Source organism: Actinomadura montaniterrae, assembly GCF_008923365.1.
GTDB lineage: Bacteria > Actinomycetota > Actinomycetes > Streptosporangiales > Streptosporangiaceae > Spirillospora > Spirillospora montaniterrae.
Genome location: NZ_WBMR01000128.1, coordinates 1 through 17350 on the forward strand (window position 1 = coordinate 1; position 17350 = coordinate 17350).

Genomic DNA, 17350 nt, shown 5'->3' on the forward strand with positions numbered 1-17350 from the left:
CTCGCGGCGGAACGCATCCGCACGACATCGCCACATACCGTCCGCGGACGCCGGCCCGGCGCGCGAACCGGACCGGACCGGGCCGGCGGCCCTACTTGAGGCGGCGGAGCCGCGGGGCGGGATGGGAGACGGGGCTGGGGCGGCGCGGCCCGGGGGACGGGCGCCGCGAGCGCAGGAACGCGGCGCGCAGCGCGACCTCGATGCCGAACCGGGCCTCCGGGTCCTCCAGCTCCTCGCCGAAGGTCTGCTCGATCTTGCGCATCCGGTACCGGACGGTCTGCGGGTGGATGTGCAGCAGCTCGGCGATCTCGGCGGCGGTGCCGCGGGTGACCAGCCAGGTCCGCAGGGTCTCGGTGAGCCGGTCCTGCTGGCCGGGGGTCATGCCGTCGAGGATGCCGAGGCGGCGGCGGGTCAGCTGCTCGACCAGCGCCGGGTCCGACAGCAGCCAGAGGGTGACGAGGTTCTCCTCGCACAGGACGACGGGCTCGTCGTCGAAGACGCCGTCGAGGGCGAGGGACAGGGCCTGCCGCGCCCACCGCAGCGAGTCGGCGGCCTGCGCGGGCGGCACGGTGAGGCCGACCGCGACGCGGCGGCCCGGGACGGCCGCGGCCAGCATCGCGCGGCGCGCTGCGGTGAACGGGCCGGGCATCAGCAGGTGCGGGGCGGCGCATTCGAGGTCCGCGAGGACGTCCTCGTCCAGCGCGGTCCACACGCAGCGGGCCTCGGGTTCGACGGCGACGAGGGTGACCTCGGCCGGAACGGTCCAGCCGGCGGTCTCGGCCGCCTCGGCGACGTCGCCGCCCGGGTCCTCGACGAGGCGGTGCAGGAGGCGGCGGCGCCGGTCGTCCATCGCAGGGATGGGGCGGGCCTTGGCCTCCAGGTAGCCCTCCAGCGACAGCGCGGCGAGCTCGTCGAGGTAGACGAACAGCGCGTCGGCGAGGCGGGACATGACGGCGGAGGAGATGTCGTGGCGGGGCGCGACCTTCATGACGCGCCGCCACGCGACCTGGCCGCCGATCCGGTAGGCGGCCTGCAGGCTGTCCATGCTGCGGCCCTCGTGCGCCTCGTACTGGCCGAGCATGCGGGCGGTACCGGCGGAGCCGTCGTTGACGGCGGGCGCGCCGGGCGGCGTGCCGGGCAGTGCGCCGGGCAGTGCGCCGGGCAGTGCGCCGGGCGGTGCGGCGACCCGGTCGACGAACGCGGAGAGGCTGTGCTCGACGCTGATCCGCAGCACGTGCCCGTACGGCCCGTCGATGGGGCGGGCGTACTCGGGGATGGCGCGCCGGATCTCGGCGACGATCTCCTCGGCGAGGCTGGGCAGTTCGGGGCGCATGATGCGGGCGAGCCGCGGCGGGAGCGCGGACGAGCGCTCGGCGAGACCTCCAGGGTCGAGGGTTCTGGTCATCGGACACCTCCGTCACCGCGTTCCGCGCGGGCCGGGGAGCGGGGGGTCGGGGTGGGGTCGCCCCTCCCGACCCGGCAGGCGCGGGCGGCGGTAGTTCGAGACCGCGGGCGGGGGTGGGACGCGCCGAGCGGGGACCCCCGCGCGCCGGCCGCCTGCGGTCCAGGACGTTTCGACGGTACGCAGGAGCACCGGGGGCGTTCTGTAGAGCAAAAGAACAAATCACGGTGGCCGCTGCTCATCTGCTTATAACCGAACGCGCGGACCGTGCTGTAGGCGCCTGACCTGCTGGCCGTCGGGAAAGTGCCGAATATCAGGCGATTCCTCGATTATTTATCGCCGGTTGTTAGAAGAAGATTCAGATTCGGCGGCCGCCCCGTCCGTCCGGACGAGGCGGCCGCCGCGGAGCGCGCGGGGCGGTCAGCCGCAGAAGGCCGTCTCGGCGGCCTTGGCGAGGTCGGCGCGGAACGTCTTGTCGTACTCGAACTTCGACTCGTTGTAGGTGATGATCGCCTGGCGGCGGCCGTCGGCGCTCGTGTACGTCCACGTCCGGTAGCCGGGGAAGCCGCCGTCGTGGCCCCACCCGTATCCGCAGGAGAACGTGATGCGGGCGGCGCCGAGGCCGTAGTCCTCCACCACGCCGTCGTCGTTGACGGGCTGGACGGTCCGCATCTCGCGCATCTGCTTCGCCGGGAGCAGCCGTCCGGTGAACAGGGCGCGGTGGAAGCGCGCCACGTCGTCGACCGTGCTGACGATGCCGCCGGACGTCCGGGCGCTCGACGGGCTGATCTGCGTGCTGACGTCGCCGTAGTCGGCGTAGTAGCCGTGGACGTACGGGCCGGGGAACCCGGGGTCCGTCGTCGGGTAGTAGGTGTGGCGCAGGTGCAGCGGCGTGAAGATGCGCCGCTGGAACTCCGTGCCGACGGGGTGCCCGGTCGCCTTCTCGATGATCAGCCCGGCGAGGATGTAGTTGGTGTTGGAGTAGTTCCAGCTCGTCCCCGGCGCGTACAGCGGCGGCTTCTCCGTCGCGATCGCGATCAGCTCGGCGGGCTCCCAGGTCCGGGACGGGTCGGACATCACCCGCGGGTCGGGCGTGTAGTCGTTGAGGCCGCTGGTCTGCGCGAGCAGCTGCCGGACGGTGATCCTCGACCCGTCGTTGCCGTTCGCGCGGACCAGGCCGGGCAGCCACTTCTCCACGGTGTCGTCCAGGGACAGCCGGTGCTCGGCGGCGAGCTGCAGCACGACCGTCGAGGTGAACGTCTTGGTGACGCTGGCGACGCGGAACAGCAGCCGGGCGTCCATCGGCGCGCCGGTCGCCTTGTCCGCGACGCCCGCGGTGACGTGCGCGACCCGTCCGCCGCGCCGCGTCAGGACGATCACGCCGGGCACCCCGTCCGCGACGAGCTTGTCCGCGCGCTCCTGCACCTTCGCGTCCAGCCCCTTGCCGCTGCCCCGAGGGCCCGCGGCGTTGGCGGCGGCGTTCGCGGCGGGGACGGCGGCGGCGGTGAGCGCGGCGCCGGCCAGCGCGGTGGACAGGACGCGGACCATCATGCGGGCCATCGGGTTCTCCTCAGCGGCTCGGAAGCTGACGTCACCCAGGCTTCCGGCCCCGGGACCGGCCCGCATTGGCCCTGGACACCCTCTCGGAGGTGTACCTACCGACACCTCCCGCCGGGCGCCGCCGCGAGCTATATTCGACAATGTTTCCAATAACGGGAGGTTCGCCGTGCCGGACACCGAGGTCGCGATCATCGGGGCCGGGCTGAGCGGCATCGGGATGGCGATCGCGCTCCAGCGCGCGGGCATCGGCGACTTCGTCGTGCTCGAACGGGCCGGCGACATCGGCGGGACGTGGCGCGACAACGTCTATCCCGGCGTCGGCGTGGACGTGCCCGCGCAGGCCTACCAGTTCAGCTTCGCCCTCAACCCGCGCTGGAGCCGGGTGTTCGCGCCCGGCGCCGAGGTGAAGGAGTACCTCGACGGGCTCGCCGACCGCTACGGCGTGCGCCGCCACGTCCGGCTGGACACCGAGGTCACCGAGCGGATCTGGGACGAGGGCGGCCGGTTCTGGCGGCTCCGGACGCCCGCCGGCGAGCTGACCGCGCGGTTCGTCGTCAGCGCGATCGGCGCGTTCGTCGACCCCAAGCCCGCCGACATCCCCGGCATCGACGACTTCACCGGCACGGTGCTGCGCTCGTCCGCCTGGGACCCCGGATGCGACTTGACCGGAAAGCGGGTCGCGGTCATCGGGACGGGCGCCAGCGCCGTCCAGATCGTCCCGGAGATCGCGCGGCGCGCCGCCCGGCTGGACGTCTACCAGCGCACCCCGATCTGGGTCGGGCCCAAGCTGGACGCGCCGATCCCGCGCCCGCTGCGGCGGCTGTTCCGGCGGGCGCCGCGCGTCCAGGAGGCGGTGCGGCGGATCGCGACGCGAGGCGTCGAGATGGTGCTGATCGACCTGGTCGTCGGGCACGGCAGGGCGCCGTGGATCGCGCACGGCGGCGCCCGGCTCGCCCGGTCCGTCTGGTACCGGACGCAGGTCAGGGACCCCGAGACCCGCCGGAGGCTCACCCCCCGCTACGGCCTCGGCTGCAAGCGCCCGTCCGTCTCCAACACCTACCTCAGGACGTTCAACCGCCCCGGCGTCTCGCTCATCACCGACGCCATCGACCGCGTCACCCCCGCCGGCGTCCGCACCGCCGGCGGGCACGAGCGGGAGGTCGACGCGATCGTCCTCGCGACCGGGTTCCGCCTGGCCAGCGACCCGGAGGTGTTCCGCCGGACGCCGGTGCGCGGCCGCGACGGCTTCGACCTCGCGACGTTCTACACCGAGCACCGGCTCGCGTCCTACGAGGGGATCAGCATCCCCGGGCTGCCGAACCACTTCATGATGTTCGGGCCGTACGGCTGGGTCGGCGGCACCTGGCACCAGCTCGTCGAGACGACGTCCGCGCACGTCGTGCGCGTGATCCAGGAGGCCCGCCGCCGCGGCGCCACCGCGGTCGAGGTGCGGCCCGAGCCGACCGAGCGCTGGACGAACCGCATGCGCGACCGGCTCGCCGGCTCGCTGTGGGCGACCAACGGCTGCGCCACCGCGAACAGCTACTACTTCGACCACCACGGCGACACGCCCTACCTGCGGCCGACGAGCGCCGCGCAGGCCGCGCGGGCCGCCCGCACGTTCCCGCTGGACGACTACGCCTACACGGTCCCCGAGACGACGGCGCTCGGAGACCCCGCGTCCTCCGCGTCCCCCGCGTCCGAGACGAGGCCCGCATGACAGAGCGCACCATCCGCACCCGCAGGGTCGCCTTCGACCACCCGAAGGGCTCGATGCGCCGCCACTACGTGGACGGCGACCTGGTCATGAGCCATGTCGTCGCCCTGCTGTCGGCGACGTTCCCGCCGGGCGAGGACTTCTTCGTCCGGTCCGTCCGGCACTACCGCGACCGGATCACCGACCCGGACCTCGCCGAGCAGGTCCGCGGGTTCATCGGGCAGGAGGTCGTCCACGGCCGCGAGCACGACCGCCTCAACCGGGCGCTGCACGAGATGGGGTACCCGACCCGCCATTTCTCCGCCGTCGTGCGGCGCGACCTCGGCCTCGCCGACCGGTTCCTGCCGCCGATCGTCCGGCTCGGGTTCACCGCCGGGCTGGAGCACTACACGGCCACCCTCGCCGAGGTGCTGCTCACCAGCCCGCGCGCGCAGGCGCTGCTCGGCGACACCGAGGTCCGGTCGGTGCTGCTGTGGCACGCGCTGGAGGAGTCCGAGCACAAGGCCGTCGCGTTCGACGTCTTCCGGCACGTCGGCGGCAGCGAGCGCACCCGGATCCGGACGATGCGGTGGATCAGCGCGGGGTTCCTGCTGCTGGTCATCACCGGCACGCTCGTCTCCCTCGCGACCGACCGCGCCGCCTACCGGCCGGGACGGCTGCTGCGCAGCATCGCCGGGCTGCGCCACTCGCCGTTCCTGGCGCCCGAGGTCGTCCGCCGCCTGCGCGCCTACAACAAGCCGGGCTTCCACCCGGACGACCTCGACAACACCGAGCTGCTCGAACGCTGGCGCGAGGAGCTCTTCGGCACCGAAGGCGCCCTCACCGCGAAGCTCAAGTAGCCCGCGTCCGTCCTCGGCGCCGCGTGCGGAGGCACGGGGATCATGCCCCACAATTGCTGATCAAGGACGTGGCCTGGACGAGGGGGAGCAGCGGTGTCGTTCAGCGAGGAAGAGGTCGCCTACCTGCGGTCGCAGCGGCTGGCGCGGATCGCCACCGTCGGGCCGGACGGGCAGCCGGACGTGTCCCCGGTCGGGTTCGACTTCGACGGGACGCACCTGTTCGTCGGCGGCGGCGACCCGGCGCGGACCCGCAAGTTCCGCAACGTGCGGTCCGGGAACGCCAAGATCGCGATCGTCGTCGACGACGTGCCCTGCACGGACCCGTGGTCGCCCCGGTACCTGCGCGTCTACGGCGAGGCCGAGCTCGTCGAGCGCGCGACCGCGTCGGGGCCCCGCCCGTACATGAAGATCACGCCGCTGCTGTCGTGGAGCTGCAACCTGGACGGCCGCCCGCTCACCGGCGACCGCCGCGTCCGGCGCACCGTCCACCACCCCTGACCTCGGAGCACGCCCTATCCTCGGGCACCGGGCGACATGGGAGGTCGAGGTGGCCGGGACGACGGTGGACGAGGTGATGGCCGAGCTGGCCGCGCTGGAGGACCCGAAGGCGCGTGCCGTGAACGAGCGGCACGGCGACGACCACGGGGTGAACCTCGGGAAGCTGCGCGCGCTCGCGAAGCGGCTGAAGACGCAGCAGGACCTCGCGCGCGGGCTCTGGGCGACCGGCGACGGCGCGGCGCGGCTGCTGGCGCTCCTGATCTGCCGCCCGAAGGCGTTCGAGCGCGCCGAGCTGGACGCGATGATGCGCGAGGCGCGCACGCCGAAGGTCCAGGACTGGCTCGTTAACTACGCGGTGAAGAAGAGCCCGCACGCCGAGGAGCTGCGCGTGGCGTGGTCCGGCGACCCGGATCCGGTGGTCGCGGCGGCCGGCTGGGCGCTGACCGCCGAGCGCGTGGTGAAGAAGCCGGAGGGCCTCGACCTCGCGGGGCTGCTCGACGTCATCGAGGCGGGGATGAAGGACGCCCCGGACCGGCTGCAGTGGGCGATGAACACCTGCCTCGCGCAGATCGGCATCGAGCACGCCGAGCACCGCGCCCGCGCGATCGGCATCGGCGAGCGCCTGGAGGTGCTCAAGGACTACCCGACGTCGCCCGGCTGCACGTCGCCGTACGCGCCGGTATGGATCGGCGAGATGGTGCGCCGCCAGGGCGGCACGCCACCGGCGGTGCGGTAGGACGGAACCGGCGGCGCGGTGGGGCGCCGCCGGTTCCGTGACGGTTGGCTGGGCGCAGGTCACCGGGGCTGGGCAGGTTCGCGGGCGGATCCGGGCTCGCGGGAGGTGCCGTCGATGTGCTGGAGGGCCAGGTGCGCGGCGGCGACGCCGACCTCGGCGAGCAGCCCGGGGGCGGCGGACTGGTCCGTCGCGACGGCGAGGGTGTCGCCGCGGCCGACGGCGGGGCGGTCGCGCCAAGTCGTCCCGGGCAGGTCAAGGGCCCCGCTGCAGTCGGTGCGCACGGCGCCGCGCCGCCACTCCACCGCCGCGCGCCAGCCGGGCCACGCCTCGTCGAGGAGGCGGTGTACGCGCTGTTCGGCGTCGCGCTTGCGCTCGCCGGGGGCGCAGGCGGCGGCGATCTGGACGAGCTCGTGCCCGTCCGGCGCGAGCGTGGGGTCGGCGAGGCTGTAGCGGGCGACGTAGATCCGGTCGTCGAGGTCCGTCAGCCGGAACCAGCCGGGGTCGGGCGCGCCGGCGCGCAGGCCCAGGTCGAACGTCGCGGCGCGCGCGCCGGTCCAGGCGAGCGACGGGTCGCCGGTCAGCCGGCGCGCCGTGGCGAGGCCGGTGGCGATGATCGCCGGGCCGCCGGGTGGGGCGGGCAGCCGCGTTCCGGTGCTCGTCCGCACGCCGAGGGCGGCGGCGCGGGCGGCGAGCAGGTCGACGAGGGTGGACCAGCCGCCGGTCACGTACCGGACGCCGCCCGCGAGCGCGCGGCGCAGCCGCTGGTGGACGAACCCGGCCGCCAGCCGTCCGGGGTCGTGGTCGAAGGTGAAGACGAAGCACACGCCGATGATCGCCTCGGCCGTCGCCGCGTCGACGTGCCGGAGCAGCCAGGCCCGGAACCGTTCGGCGTCCGGTGCCTCGGCGGGCAGCGCGGCGATGGCCGCGCCGAGCTCGTCCGGCCACGCGGTGAGCCGCCCGCCGGTCCGGACGAGGCGGGGACGGCGCGGCGCTGCCACGACGGGCGGGGTGAGGCCGCGGCGTTCCAGCCAGGCCCACCACGCCCCGTCCACGTAGAACGCGTGGGGTCCGGTGTTGGCGCGGTACGGGCCGTCGAGCGTGCGCGCCCGCCCGCCCGGACGGGAGTGCGCTTCGACGACGGCCACCCGCCGGCCCTGCTCGGCGGCCTCGATGGCGGCGGTGAGCCCGGTGAGCCCCGCGCCGACGATCGTCAGGTCTGGTGTCACAGGTCAGGCCTTTCTGTGGGGTTCTGTGCGGTTCCTCCTGTAGGGAAGGTGGCGGGGGACGCCCGGAAGGTTCCGGTTAATCTTCGGGACGTGGACCCGGAGACCGTCGCGGCCGCTCAGCAGGGCGACGCGCTCGCGCTGGACCGGCTCATCGACGAGCTGGCCCCGTACGTCCGCCGGCTCTGCGCGCGGATCGCCCCGGGCGCGGCGGACGACGCGGCGCAGGAGGCGCTGCTGGCGATCTTCCGTGGGCTGCCGTCGCTGCGCGCCCCCGAGGCGATCATGACGTGGGCGCGGGCGGTGACCGTCCGGACGGCGGTCCGGCTCGCGCACCGGAGCGACCGGGAGGTCGCGGCGGAGGCGGCGGCCGTGGACCGCTCCGCCCCCTCGCCCGAAGGGCTGGTGGACATCGACGACGCCCTCGCGCGCCTGCCGGTGGCGCAGCGCGCGGTGCTCGTCCTGCGCACCCGGGAGGGGCTCACCGAGCAGGAGATCGCGGCGGCGCTGGACATCCCGATGGGCACGGTGAAATCGCGGCTGCATCGGGCCAGGGCCGCGTTCCGGGAGGTGTGGGACTCGTGAACGATCCGGTGGCGCTGCCCGGCATGGACCCGATCGACCGCCTCGCCGTCCTGGAGGCCGGCCTGCCCGGCGCGGCCGTACGGCAGCGCCGCATCGCCGCGCCCTTCGACGCGGTGTGGCGGGTCATCGCGGACCTGGAGAACACCGTCCCCCGCTACGAGCCCGCCGTCGCCCGCCTGCGGATCGTCGAGGAGCGTGGCGAGTTCCTGCGCCTGCTGGTGGAGGACGGCTCGGGCCGCGAGGACCCGATGGACGCGAGGCTCCGGCCGGGCTGGTGCCTGATGCAGTCGGCCGCGGTCGTCGTCGCCTTCGCCGCCCGGCCGCTGGACGGGGCGACGCTGCTGGCGCATCTCGAGCACCGGCGCGTCCGTGACGCCGCGCCCGGCGGGGGCGGGCCCGGCGGGGGCGGGCCGCCGGACCGCGACGCCGCCCTGGCCAAGATCGACGAGGAGCTGAGGACGATCGAGAGGCTCGCCACCGGCGTTTGAGATCGATCTTCCCGGCGAGACTCCACCCTGCGGCGCGGCGGCCAGGGGGGACGGACGGATGGGGAAGGTCGTCGGGCGCAGGGGCTTCCTCGTGGCCGGTGCCGTCGGCGGCTCGGGCCTGCTGCTCCGCCGGGCTTTCCAGCCCTTGCCGGCGGACGCGTCGCCGGTTCACGATCCCGGGCACGGTCGGGGGCATGGGCGCGGAAGTGCCGATGTGCCGGTGACTCCGCCCTTGGAGAAGTTCGTCGACCCGCTGCCCCGGCCGGTCTCGGCCGTTCCTGATCCGTCCGTCTATCCGGGCGCCGACTACTACGAGATCACGATGCGGGAGAGCGAATGGTGTTTCCACCGGGATCTCGATCCGGCACCCGTATGGGGTTACTGGGCCGGGAATCCGCACGACCCTGACAGGCCGCTCGGTATGGGGTACCTCGGGCCGACCGTCAACGCGACCAAAGGGCGTCCGGCGGTCGTGAAATACCGCACCGAGTTGCCGGCCGACCGCCACATGTTCCAGTTCGTGATCGACCGGATCCGCGAAGGCGATCCCCGGCTCGCTCCGCCGCGCTATCACGGCATGCCGTCCCTTCCGCCGGACGTCAACGTGTGGAACGTCGTTCATCAGCACGGCGGGTTCACCCCGCCGCAGTCCGACGGCGCACCGATGCAATGGTTCAGTCCCGAGGGCGTGCGCGGCCCGTTCTACACCACCCTGGATCCGGGAAAGACCGCGCCCAACGAGGCGATTTGCGTCTACACCAACCGCGAGCGCTCGGCGATGCTCTGGTACCACGACCACGCCATGGGGATCACGAGCCTCAACGTCTACGCGGGCCTCGCCGGGCTCTGGCTCGTCGACGACCCCGCCGACGAACGGCTCGGCCTGCCGCGCGGCGAATTCGAGATCCCCCTCATCTTGCAGGACCGGACGTTCAACGAGGACGGCTCGCTCGCCTATACCCTCGCCCATGCGGAAGGCGCGGACACCCCCGTCGTCAACGGGAAGGCATATCCCTTCCTGGCCGTCCAGCCGCGCCGTTACCGGCTGCGCATTCTCAACGGCTCGAACGAACGTTTCTGGCGGCTGCGTTTCCACGCCGACGGGGACGCGGCCCCGGAGGTGTTCCTGCCGTTCTGGCTGATCGGCACCGACGGCGGGTTCCGCGCTCCGCTGCGGATGCTGAACTTCCTGATCTCACCGGCGGAACGGTACGACCTGGTCATCGACTTCGGCCGGGTCCCGCCGGGCACGACCGTCACCCTGCGGAACTACAACGCGCCGGTCCATTACCCGGGCGGCGGCGGGCCGGAGATCTCGGAGGTCATGCAGTTCCGGGTCACCGAGCCGATGCCGGAGGGCGGCGATCCGACGACGCCGCCCGAGGAACTGGCGCTCCGCCCCGTCGAACCGATCCGGCCGAGGCCCGGTACGCGGCGGCGGCAATGGGTCGTCCACCAGAAGGCGGCCTTCCACGGCATGACGTTCAACGGCGTGCCGTTCATGGCGCCGTCCGAGGACTTCGTCGCGGCGGGCTCGTCCGAGATCTGGGAGTACGTCAACCCGAACCACGAGGCGCACCCAATGCACGTCCACCTCGTGAACTTCCAGGTGCTGAACAGGCAGCCGATCGACGCGACCGCCTACCGGGACGCCTTCCGGAAATGGCTCGACGGCGGCCGCGTCCCGGCGGACAGGCCGGTGCTGGAGCACTACGTCACCGGCCCGCCGATTCCCCCGGACCCGGACGAGGCGCATTCCTGGAAGGACACCGTCAAGGTCTATCCGGAATCGGTGACCCGCATCGTCATCGCCGAGTTCGCCCCGCCGACCGGCCGCATCGCGTCGATTCCGGGCAGCGGCACCGAGTTTCCGGCGACGTACATCCAGCATTGCCACATCCTCGAACACGAGGACGACGACCTCATGCGCCCGTGGACGATCGTCACGGAGCGGACGTGAGGGTGTCCCAGGCGGCCATCGCGCAGGTGATGACCGCTTCCAGTTCGGCGCGGGTGGCGCCGTCGCGGGCCTGGATGGAGAGGCCCTGCACCACGGTGGCGTAGTAGCGGGCCATGGCGTCGAGGCCGGCGGGCGGCGCGGCGAGGTCGCCGTCGGCGACACCCCGCGCGAGCCGGTCCCTGATCTCGGCGCGCATGCCGTGCCGCAGGTCGGCCAGGAATTCCCGGACGGCGTGGTTCTCCACGGCGCCGGTCGGCGCGGCGAGGACGAGCATGCAGTAGTGCGGGGCGTCGGAGCGGGTGATCTCGTCGGCGGTGGCGCGCAGCATGGCGTGGACGGCGGCGCGCGCGGTCGGCTCCTCGCGCAGCGGGCGCCTCGGCCGCTCGCCGGACGTCGCGCCGTAGAGCGCCATGACCTTGCGGAACAGCTGCTCCTTGCTGCCGAAGCAGGCGTAGATGCTGGCCGAGGCGATGCCCATGGCCCGGGCGAGGTCGCTCAGCGAGGTGCCCTCGTAGCCCCGTTCCCAGAACACGTCCAGGGCCTGGCGGAGGGCGGTGTCCGGGTCGAAGGTGCGCGGCCTGCCGCGAGTCGCCATCGCGCTGCCCCTCCGTAATTGTTTGTCGTTCGACCAACTTTACCTTGACCCCGCCGGGACGGTCGTGCCAGGGTTTGTTTGTCGGTCGATAAACAAACAAGGGGGACGGCCGCCGTGAGCATCCCCGCCACCGTCGGCAAGCCGCCCCTCGTCCCCTGACGACGACCCGATCACACCGGAACGACAGGAGCACCGGGCATGACCCTGAAGGACAGGACGGTCCTGGTGACCGGGGCCAACCGCGGCATCGGCCGGGCGCTGGCGGACGAGGCCCTGGCGAGGGGCGCCGCCCGGGTGTACGCCGGGACCCGCCGGCCGCTCGCCCACCCGGACGACCGGGTGACGCCGCTGGACCTGGACGTCACCAGCACGGCGCAGATCCAGGCGGCCGCCGACCGGATCGGGTCGCTGGACATGCTGATCAACAATGCCGGCATCGCGCTGCCCGACGACCTGACCGACCCCGCCGTGCTCGAACGCCATCTGGCCGTCAACCTCTTCGGCACCAGCGCCGTGACCCGGGCCTTCCTGCCGGCGGTGATCCGGTCCGGCGGGGCCGTCGTGAACATCCTCTCGGTGAACTCCCTCGCCCCTCTGCCGTTCGTCATCCCGGCGTACTCCGTCTCGAAGGCGGCCGCGTTCTCCATGACCCAGTCGCTTCGCGCGCAGGTGGCCGGGCTGGGCGTACGGGTGCATGCCGTCCTGCCGGGCCCGGTCGACACCGACATGACCCGGGGCGCCGACGTACCGAAGGCGTCCCCGGAATCGGTCGCGCACGCCGTCTTCGACGCGATCGACGCCGGAGAAGAGGACATCTTCCCCGATCCCACCTCGGCGTCCGTTGCGGCTCTCTGGCGCGACGGCGCGGCCAAGGTGCTCGAGCGCCGGTTCGCGCAACCGGCACCCGTGACCTGATCACCGGCGACTCGCCCGAGGCCCCGAGCGACGGTATACGTTGTGGGCACGTGCGCATGGTTCCTCGGCGGTCTTTGCCGCATCGGCGACGCCCGCGCTGGTGCTCCTGACCATGCCGGCCAACCGGACACGGCTCTCCCGGTGGCTGGCACCGGTCCTCATCCTCGGCCTGTACGTGCTGGCGCTCCGAATGTGGACGCCCCACGTGGGCCTGGGCGTCCCGTCACGCCCCGACCTGATGCCCTGAACCCGGCGAAACGCGGACGACCCCAATAAGAACCGCGACCGCGAGACTCGTCATCAGGTGGACTCTGGGCTGGGCGTCTCTTCGGTTGGCGACTCCGTAGGGCGGGGGGTCGTCGGGCCGACCGGCTCAGGATCGCGGGTGGCGGCACGCAGGGAGAAGCTCATGTCGGTGTTCACGCCTATCGCGATCTCGAACTCGCAGGTCGTCCGGCCGTCTCGTCCCGCACACGGGCCTGTCCAGAGGCTCTGCTGGGTGGAGGGATCGTAGACGGTATGGCCGTCGGTAGGGGTCAAGGTCACCGGGGTCGCGCCGTTCACCAGATAGCGGCAGGAGTTGTAGCAGGTTCCGGAACTGGGAATATCGGCCGTCGTATTCGTGCCGCCCTCGAGGAGAATCCCGCCCGTTCCCGTCACCGCCACGTTGATCCAATACTCACCAATGCCGGGCTGGACGGTGATCGGACCGGCTATCACTCTGGGCGGTGCCGTCCCGGACGATGGCCGGGGACTCGCACAGGCCGGCGGCACCTCGTCGCCACCGATGGCCGGCCCGCAGGAGCCTGCCTGACTGGCCGGACCGGCGGAGGAGGCTCTCCCCGCGTCCGGGCCCCGGCTCGTCGGTTCGTCCTTGCCGGTGGAGCCGCAGGAGGCTACCAGAATGGCGACCATGACGAACCCGATCGCACGGGTGCTCTGCGGCATGAACGCCCCCATTTTCAAGTCCCCGTATGTCTAGAATACCCAGCGGGCTTTGCTTGCACTAGGCGAAAGCCTTAGGGATCAAGGGGGCTCCATGGCGGGTGAAGCCAGGGTCGGGGCCGAGCGGGTCGTCGGGGTGATCACGGCCAACATCTCGCTCGCCGTGGGGGCGCTGTTCTACATGGGCTGGTGCTACACCAACGCTGTTTACGGATACTTTCGCGTCAATCCGCTCGATTTGGAGATCGGTCCCACCGAGTACGTGCTGCGCAGTGCCGGGACGGTCTTCTCCTCCGCGTTGGTGTTCGGAGCCGTCATCTGGCTGGTCGTCACCGGACTTCCCCAGTTGCGGCTGACGGAACTGGTACCCGAGCGGGCGGTGCCCGGCTTCGTTCGGAGACCGCTGCGCCGGGCGGCGGCCCTGGTCGGCGACCCCCTAGGGCGGCAGCGGGCCGGGCTTGTGCTGCTTCTCGCGGCCGGCGTGCTGGTGCTCCTGTCAGTGGCCAGGGTCACCGACAGCCTCTACCTGACGCTGGCGTTGACGGCGGCCGGTGCCCTCCTGCTCACCCAGTCGGCCGGAACGGGGGCGTACGCGGTGGGGCTGATCACGGCGGCCGCCTGCGCGCTGTGGGCGGCCGGCGTGTACGCGAAGGACAAGGGGACCGCCGAGGCGCACGAGATCGCCAGGGACCTCCAGACGCGCACCGCAGTGGTCGTCTACACCACGAAGCCCCTCGCCCTGTCCGGGCCTGGGGTGACGGCCGAGCAGCTACCGAAAGGGAACATGTACGCGCAGCGCTACCAGGGGCTGCGGCTCCTGATCGGCCGCGCCGGACGGTATTACGTCCTGCCGGTCGGGTGGCGTCCCGACGTGAACGCCACCTACCTGCTCAAGGAAAGCGACAGTATGCGCATCGAGCTCCTCCCTGGTTCCTGACGCCCCGGGCATCGGCGACGAGGCCATCGCGCTGGCCCGAGGCCGCTACGCGTAGCACCGGGCTGTGGAGGACAAGGAGGCCGGACGATGAGCACCGGACGCCGCTGGCAGGACATCAAGGCCGAAGCGCACCGCCGCAACCCGGAACTGGCCGAGCCCAAGCGGCAGGCTCGCGCGCGCGCCGAACTGGACGCCTACGTCGCCGGCCACCACCTCAAGGAACTTCACAAGGCCCGCCCGGGACGGGCCTCGCCTTTGGCCTGTCCGTTTGAACGGTAGGTCGAAGGCGAGGCGGCGCGCGTTAGGCGCAGGGGTTAGATGTTGAGGTCCCCGCGCTTCACCCTGTAGATGAGCTGGGCGAAGTCGTCGGGGGAGATCACGAGGTGACCGGCGTCCGGAGCCTTACTGTCCCGGATCCCCCGTCCACCTGCGAGGAAGGCGATTTCAACACAGTCCTGACCTCCGCCAGCGCCCGAACCGCTGCGGCTGGATTTGCGCCAAACGGGATCGCTCACTTCATGGCCTCCATCAAGTCGCGCAGGAGACTCCGAGTGGAGTCTCGAGACAGAGAATCATCCCCTATCAGCTCATACCGTAGTCTGTAGTCCCTGATCAGCTCCGGGTCCGATACGAGTCGGCCGCCACCCACAGCCGCCGACCAGGCATGTTCTCCCTGCCCTATTCTCAAGATCGTGAACGAGCCGTCCACCCCGGCATGTGCTGCCTTGGCTTTGGGGAGCGCTCGCACGACGGTCCCCTTGCGATGGCTCAGCTCAAGTAGGTGGCCGAGCTGCGCACGCATCACCTCGGGGCCTCCCACCGGGTCTTCGAGCACTGATTGCCGTACAAAGAGCCGCATCTCAGGTGGTTCGAAGCGGCTCCAAACCGCTTGACGTGCCATGCGCGCCGAGAGTGTTCCCTCGACGTCGTCGACCATCTGCGCGCCCTCGATCAGCGCACGGGCGTACTCCTCGGTCTGAAAGAGCGCATGGATCACGAGGGCTGAGTACACATTGATGGCGTCAGCCCGTTCTTCGTACTTGGTATATGCGTTGAACCAGTTCGGGTCATGCGCTGCCTCGGCATAGCGGCGAAGTCGGGCGAAGTGGCCGCGAGTGCGCCAAAGCTGGTCAAGAATTTCGGCCTTCTCTAGTGGCACTTTCGATGTGCCCGATTCATAGTTCGAAACCGTGGAGCCGTCGACTCTCAGGATCTCACCCAGCTCGGTCTGGGAAAGGTTTCGCTCTAGGCGCCATATCCGCAGGTCAACAGCCATCCAGTGCCAGGGGTTGTGGTCGGGGTTGAGGTTGTCGATCTTCGGCATTCAAGATCCTTAATCTTGGAATTCCTGAAGGAAACGCGACAAGCTTAATCGGCGGCGGCAAAGTGTGGGCGGGTTCGGCCGTGAAAGGTGGGTGTGATGAACGGCAATTCGGGCATGTGGGGTAATTCGTGTTCGCGGGGTGAGTTCACGCTTCGGTGGCACGCCTATCCGGAGAGCGTGTATCTGACGCGCTCGCTCGTCACGCAGGCGTGCGAGGAGTGGGGGCTTCCGCAGCACGACTACGTCGGGCGGACGATCATGTCCGAGCTGGCGACGAACGCCGTGGTGCACGCGGTCGAGGGGCACGAGGTCCAGGCGTGGGTGACGCGGCTGGGCGACGCCATCGAGTTCCGGGTGTGGGACCCGTCGCACGCGCCGCCGGTCGTCCCGGAGGCGGATTTCGAAGCCGAGGACGGGCGGGGCCTGATGATGGTTCAGTTCCTCGCATCGGGTGGCTGCGGCTACCGCCACATGGCCGGGGGCCCGGGCAAAGTCGTCTGGGCGCGGCTGGCCCTGTAGACCCCCGCCCGTCCGGCGGGCCGGCGCCGCCCGTGTCCCCCAGGGGCGGCCGCCTGTTCCCCCCGCATCGCCGGGCGGGCGGGCCTCATTCCGGAAAACAGCGAAGGAGCCGATAGATGGGAAAGCACGGAAGTCCGCAGGCCTGCGGGGCCTGTGGCGGCAAGGGATTTACTGAGGTCAACCTCGACAGCAAGAGCCAGAAGATCCCGTGCGGATCCTGCAATGGGACCGGGAAGGCGTGAGCGCCTTTCCGGGGCTGCCGTCCGTCGATCGGCGCCTCTTCATTCCGGAAACGGTGTGGGTGGTGCGGGACGGCCGTTTCGTGACGCTCACGCGGGCCGACGAGCCGGAGGAGTGGGAGCGGGTCGTGGCGGCGGACGAGCCGATCGCCACGAAGGTGAAGGACGGGATGTGGCCCACGTCATCATCGACGGGGCCGTCGATGATGGCGCGGATGATCGCGGCGCTCTGCGTCGAGAGCGACATGCGCGTGCTGGAGATCGGCACCGGGACCGGATACAACGCCGCGTGCCTCGCGGAGCTGGGGGCCTTCGTCGTGACGGTCGAGGTCGATCCAGAGGTCGCCGAGCATGCGCGGGGCGCGCTGCGGGCGGCCGGGCTTCCCGGCGTGGTCGTGATCAGCGGGGACGGGGAGGCCGGAGCGCCGTCCCATGCGCCGTTCGACCGGGTGATCGCCACGGCAGCGGCGCATACCGTCCCGTATGCCTGGGTCGAGCAGACCAAGCCGGGCGGGCTGATCGTGGTGCCGTGGGCGGCGACGTTCCATCCGGACGGGCCGCTGGCCGTGCTCACGGTCGGGACGGACGGCACCGCCGAAGGGCGGTTCACCGAGCCGTCCTGGTTCATGCCGCTGCACGGCCAGCGCCTGCCGCAGACGGTCCTTCACGAGACCAGGGAGCGGTGGGAGGCGGCCGGGGAGCCGGACGTGTCCCGGTACGGGATCACGGTGCGGCCGGACGGGCAGAGCGTGTGGCTCGACGAGCCAGGCACGGTCGTCCGCTGAACGGAACCCCCGGGCCCGCCCGGGGGTTTTATCGCTTTCTTATAAAAAGCGGAGTGGATTCCGCTGTGGCGGCGATTTCGCGG

Annotated in this window: 20 protein-coding genes; 13 read left to right on the plus strand and 7 right to left on the minus strand. The window is 71.7% G+C overall.

Annotation, left to right across the window (positions count from 1 at the left end; all coding sequences use genetic code 11):
* Positions 1-91 precede the first annotated feature (91 nt).
* Both F9B16_RS32605 and F9B16_RS32610 read right to left on the minus strand, forming a co-directional pair.
* A complete protein-coding gene (locus tag F9B16_RS32605) occupies positions 92-1405 on the minus strand; it encodes a PucR family transcriptional regulator (protein WP_151544072.1) in 1314 nt (437 codons plus the stop codon).
* 417 nt (positions 1406-1822) lie between these two features.
* The gene (locus F9B16_RS32610; protein WP_192809100.1) at positions 1823-2962 is read right to left on the minus strand and encodes a serine hydrolase domain-containing protein; all 1140 of its coding nucleotides are present in this window, start codon (positions 2960-2962) and stop codon (positions 1823-1825) included.
* A gap of 166 nt (positions 2963-3128) precedes the next feature.
* On the opposite strand from F9B16_RS32610, the gene F9B16_RS32615 reads away from it, so the two are divergent.
* The 4 genes from F9B16_RS32615 to F9B16_RS32630 all read left to right on the plus strand — a co-directional run bounded on the left by F9B16_RS32615 (position 3129) and on the right by F9B16_RS32630 (position 6752).
* Complete coding sequence (locus tag F9B16_RS32615; RefSeq protein WP_225992144.1) at positions 3129-4682, plus strand: flavin-containing monooxygenase; 1554 nt, start codon at positions 3129-3131, stop codon at positions 4680-4682.
* Positions 4679-5518 (plus strand): metal-dependent hydrolase, encoded by an 840-nt coding sequence (locus F9B16_RS32620; protein WP_151544075.1) that lies wholly within the window; start codon positions 4679-4681, stop codon positions 5516-5518. Before F9B16_RS32615 ends, F9B16_RS32620 begins: the two co-directional genes overlap by 4 nt.
* Before the next feature lie 93 nt (positions 5519-5611).
* Positions 5612-6016 (plus strand): PPOX class F420-dependent oxidoreductase, encoded by a 405-nt coding sequence (locus F9B16_RS32625; RefSeq protein ID WP_151544076.1) that lies wholly within the window; start codon positions 5612-5614, stop codon positions 6014-6016.
* A 76-nt stretch (positions 6017-6092) separates the two neighbouring features.
* Positions 6093-6752 (plus strand): DNA alkylation repair protein, encoded by a 660-nt coding sequence (locus F9B16_RS32630; protein ID WP_151544096.1) that lies wholly within the window; start codon positions 6093-6095, stop codon positions 6750-6752.
* Positions 6753-6811: 59 nt separating this feature from the next.
* Here the strand turns inward: F9B16_RS32630 and F9B16_RS32635 are convergent, their stop codons facing one another.
* Positions 6812-7978 (minus strand): phytoene desaturase family protein, encoded by a 1167-nt coding sequence (locus tag F9B16_RS32635; protein WP_151544077.1) that lies wholly within the window; start codon positions 7976-7978, stop codon positions 6812-6814.
* Between the two features lie 90 nt (positions 7979-8068).
* Here F9B16_RS32635 and F9B16_RS32640 point away from each other — a divergent pair, with 90 nt between their 5' ends.
* The 3 genes from F9B16_RS32640 (at position 8069) to F9B16_RS32650 (ending at position 11008) form a co-directional block, all read left to right on the plus strand.
* Complete coding sequence (locus F9B16_RS32640; RefSeq protein WP_151544078.1) at positions 8069-8560, plus strand: RNA polymerase sigma factor; 492 nt, start codon at positions 8069-8071, stop codon at positions 8558-8560.
* Positions 8557-9048, plus strand: coding sequence for a hypothetical protein (locus tag F9B16_RS32645; RefSeq protein ID WP_151544079.1), 492 nt, complete (start codon positions 8557-8559; stop codon positions 9046-9048). Before F9B16_RS32640 ends, F9B16_RS32645 begins: the two co-directional genes overlap by 4 nt.
* A gap of 220 nt (positions 9049-9268) precedes the next feature.
* A complete protein-coding gene (locus tag F9B16_RS32650; RefSeq protein ID WP_225992145.1) occupies positions 9269-11008 on the plus strand; it encodes a multicopper oxidase family protein in 1740 nt (579 codons plus the stop codon).
* On the opposite strand, the gene F9B16_RS32655 is transcribed toward F9B16_RS32650, so the two are convergent.
* Complete coding sequence (locus tag F9B16_RS32655; protein WP_151544081.1) at positions 10992-11603, minus strand: TetR/AcrR family transcriptional regulator; 612 nt, start codon at positions 11601-11603, stop codon at positions 10992-10994. The genes F9B16_RS32650 and F9B16_RS32655 overlap by 17 nt on opposite strands.
* Before the next feature lie 198 nt (positions 11604-11801).
* Between F9B16_RS32655 and F9B16_RS32660 the strand changes: the two genes are divergently transcribed.
* Both F9B16_RS32660 and F9B16_RS51370 read left to right on the plus strand, forming a co-directional pair.
* Positions 11802-12518: an SDR family NAD(P)-dependent oxidoreductase gene (locus tag F9B16_RS32660; RefSeq protein WP_151544082.1), complete on the plus strand. Its 717-nt coding sequence runs from the start codon at positions 11802-11804 to the stop codon at positions 12516-12518.
* Between the two features lie 100 nt (positions 12519-12618).
* The gene (locus F9B16_RS51370) at positions 12619-12765 is read left to right on the plus strand and encodes a hypothetical protein (protein ID WP_192809101.1); all 147 of its coding nucleotides are present in this window, start codon (positions 12619-12621) and stop codon (positions 12763-12765) included.
* A 53-nt stretch (positions 12766-12818) separates the two neighbouring features.
* Here F9B16_RS51370 and F9B16_RS32665 read toward each other — a convergent pair whose 3' ends face one another.
* Positions 12819-13466 (minus strand): hypothetical protein, encoded by a 648-nt coding sequence (locus F9B16_RS32665; RefSeq protein WP_151544083.1) that lies wholly within the window; start codon positions 13464-13466, stop codon positions 12819-12821.
* A 91-nt stretch (positions 13467-13557) separates the two neighbouring features.
* On the opposite strand from F9B16_RS32665, the gene F9B16_RS32670 reads away from it, so the two are divergent.
* A complete protein-coding gene (locus tag F9B16_RS32670; protein WP_151544084.1) occupies positions 13558-14400 on the plus strand; it encodes a hypothetical protein in 843 nt (280 codons plus the stop codon).
* A gap of 87 nt (positions 14401-14487) precedes the next feature.
* Positions 14488-14679 (plus strand): hypothetical protein, encoded by a 192-nt coding sequence (locus tag F9B16_RS32675; RefSeq protein ID WP_225992146.1) that lies wholly within the window; start codon positions 14488-14490, stop codon positions 14677-14679.
* A gap of 35 nt (positions 14680-14714) precedes the next feature.
* Here the strand turns inward: F9B16_RS32675 and F9B16_RS32680 are convergent, their stop codons facing one another.
* Both F9B16_RS32680 and F9B16_RS32685 read right to left on the minus strand, forming a co-directional pair.
* The gene (locus tag F9B16_RS32680) at positions 14715-14915 is read right to left on the minus strand and encodes a DUF397 domain-containing protein (RefSeq protein ID WP_151544085.1); all 201 of its coding nucleotides are present in this window, start codon (positions 14913-14915) and stop codon (positions 14715-14717) included.
* Entirely contained in the window at positions 14912-15724 is an 813-nt protein-coding gene (locus F9B16_RS32685; protein ID WP_151544086.1) for a helix-turn-helix domain-containing protein, read from the minus strand. Before F9B16_RS32685 ends, F9B16_RS32680 begins: the two co-directional genes overlap by 4 nt.
* Before the next feature lie 96 nt (positions 15725-15820).
* Here F9B16_RS32685 and F9B16_RS32690 point away from each other — a divergent pair, with 96 nt between their 5' ends.
* Positions 15821-16243, plus strand: coding sequence for an ATP-binding protein (locus F9B16_RS32690; protein WP_151544087.1), 423 nt, complete (start codon positions 15821-15823; stop codon positions 16241-16243).
* Between the two features lie 238 nt (positions 16244-16481).
* Positions 16482-17267, plus strand: coding sequence for a protein-L-isoaspartate O-methyltransferase family protein (locus tag F9B16_RS32695; protein ID WP_225992147.1), 786 nt, complete (start codon positions 16482-16484; stop codon positions 17265-17267).
* The last annotated feature ends 83 nt before the right edge of the window (positions 17268-17350 follow it).

Excerpts from the sequence above, each read along its gene's own strand:
- F9B16_RS32655 (WP_151544081.1), bottom strand. The coding sequence starts at position 11,603 with ATGGCGACTCGCGGCAGGCCGCGCACCTTCGACCCGGACACCGCCCTC.
- F9B16_RS32630 (WP_151544096.1), top strand. The coding sequence starts at position 6,093 with ATGGCCGAGCTGGCCGCGCTGGAGGACCCGAAGGCGCGTGCCGTGAAC.
- F9B16_RS32660 (WP_151544082.1), top strand. The coding sequence starts at position 11,802 with ATGACCCTGAAGGACAGGACGGTCCTGGTGACCGGGGCCAACCGCGGC.
- F9B16_RS32690 (WP_151544087.1), top strand. The coding sequence starts at position 15,821 with ATGAACGGCAATTCGGGCATGTGGGGTAATTCGTGTTCGCGGGGTGAG.
- F9B16_RS32685 (WP_151544086.1), bottom strand. The coding sequence starts at position 15,724 with ATGCCGAAGATCGACAACCTCAACCCCGACCACAACCCCTGGCACTGG.
- F9B16_RS32675 (WP_225992146.1), top strand. The coding sequence starts at position 14,488 with ATGAGCACCGGACGCCGCTGGCAGGACATCAAGGCCGAAGCGCACCGC.
- F9B16_RS32605 (WP_151544072.1), bottom strand. The coding sequence starts at position 1,405 with ATGACCAGAACCCTCGACCCTGGAGGTCTCGCCGAGCGCTCGTCCGCG.
- F9B16_RS32670 (WP_151544084.1), top strand. The coding sequence starts at position 13,558 with ATGGCGGGTGAAGCCAGGGTCGGGGCCGAGCGGGTCGTCGGGGTGATC.
- F9B16_RS32620 (WP_151544075.1), top strand. The coding sequence starts at position 4,679 with ATGACAGAGCGCACCATCCGCACCCGCAGGGTCGCCTTCGACCACCCG.
- F9B16_RS32610 (WP_192809100.1), bottom strand. The coding sequence starts at position 2,962 with ATGGCCCGCATGATGGTCCGCGTCCTGTCCACCGCGCTGGCCGGCGCC.
- F9B16_RS32665 (WP_151544083.1), bottom strand. The coding sequence starts at position 13,466 with ATGCCGCAGAGCACCCGTGCGATCGGGTTCGTCATGGTCGCCATTCTG.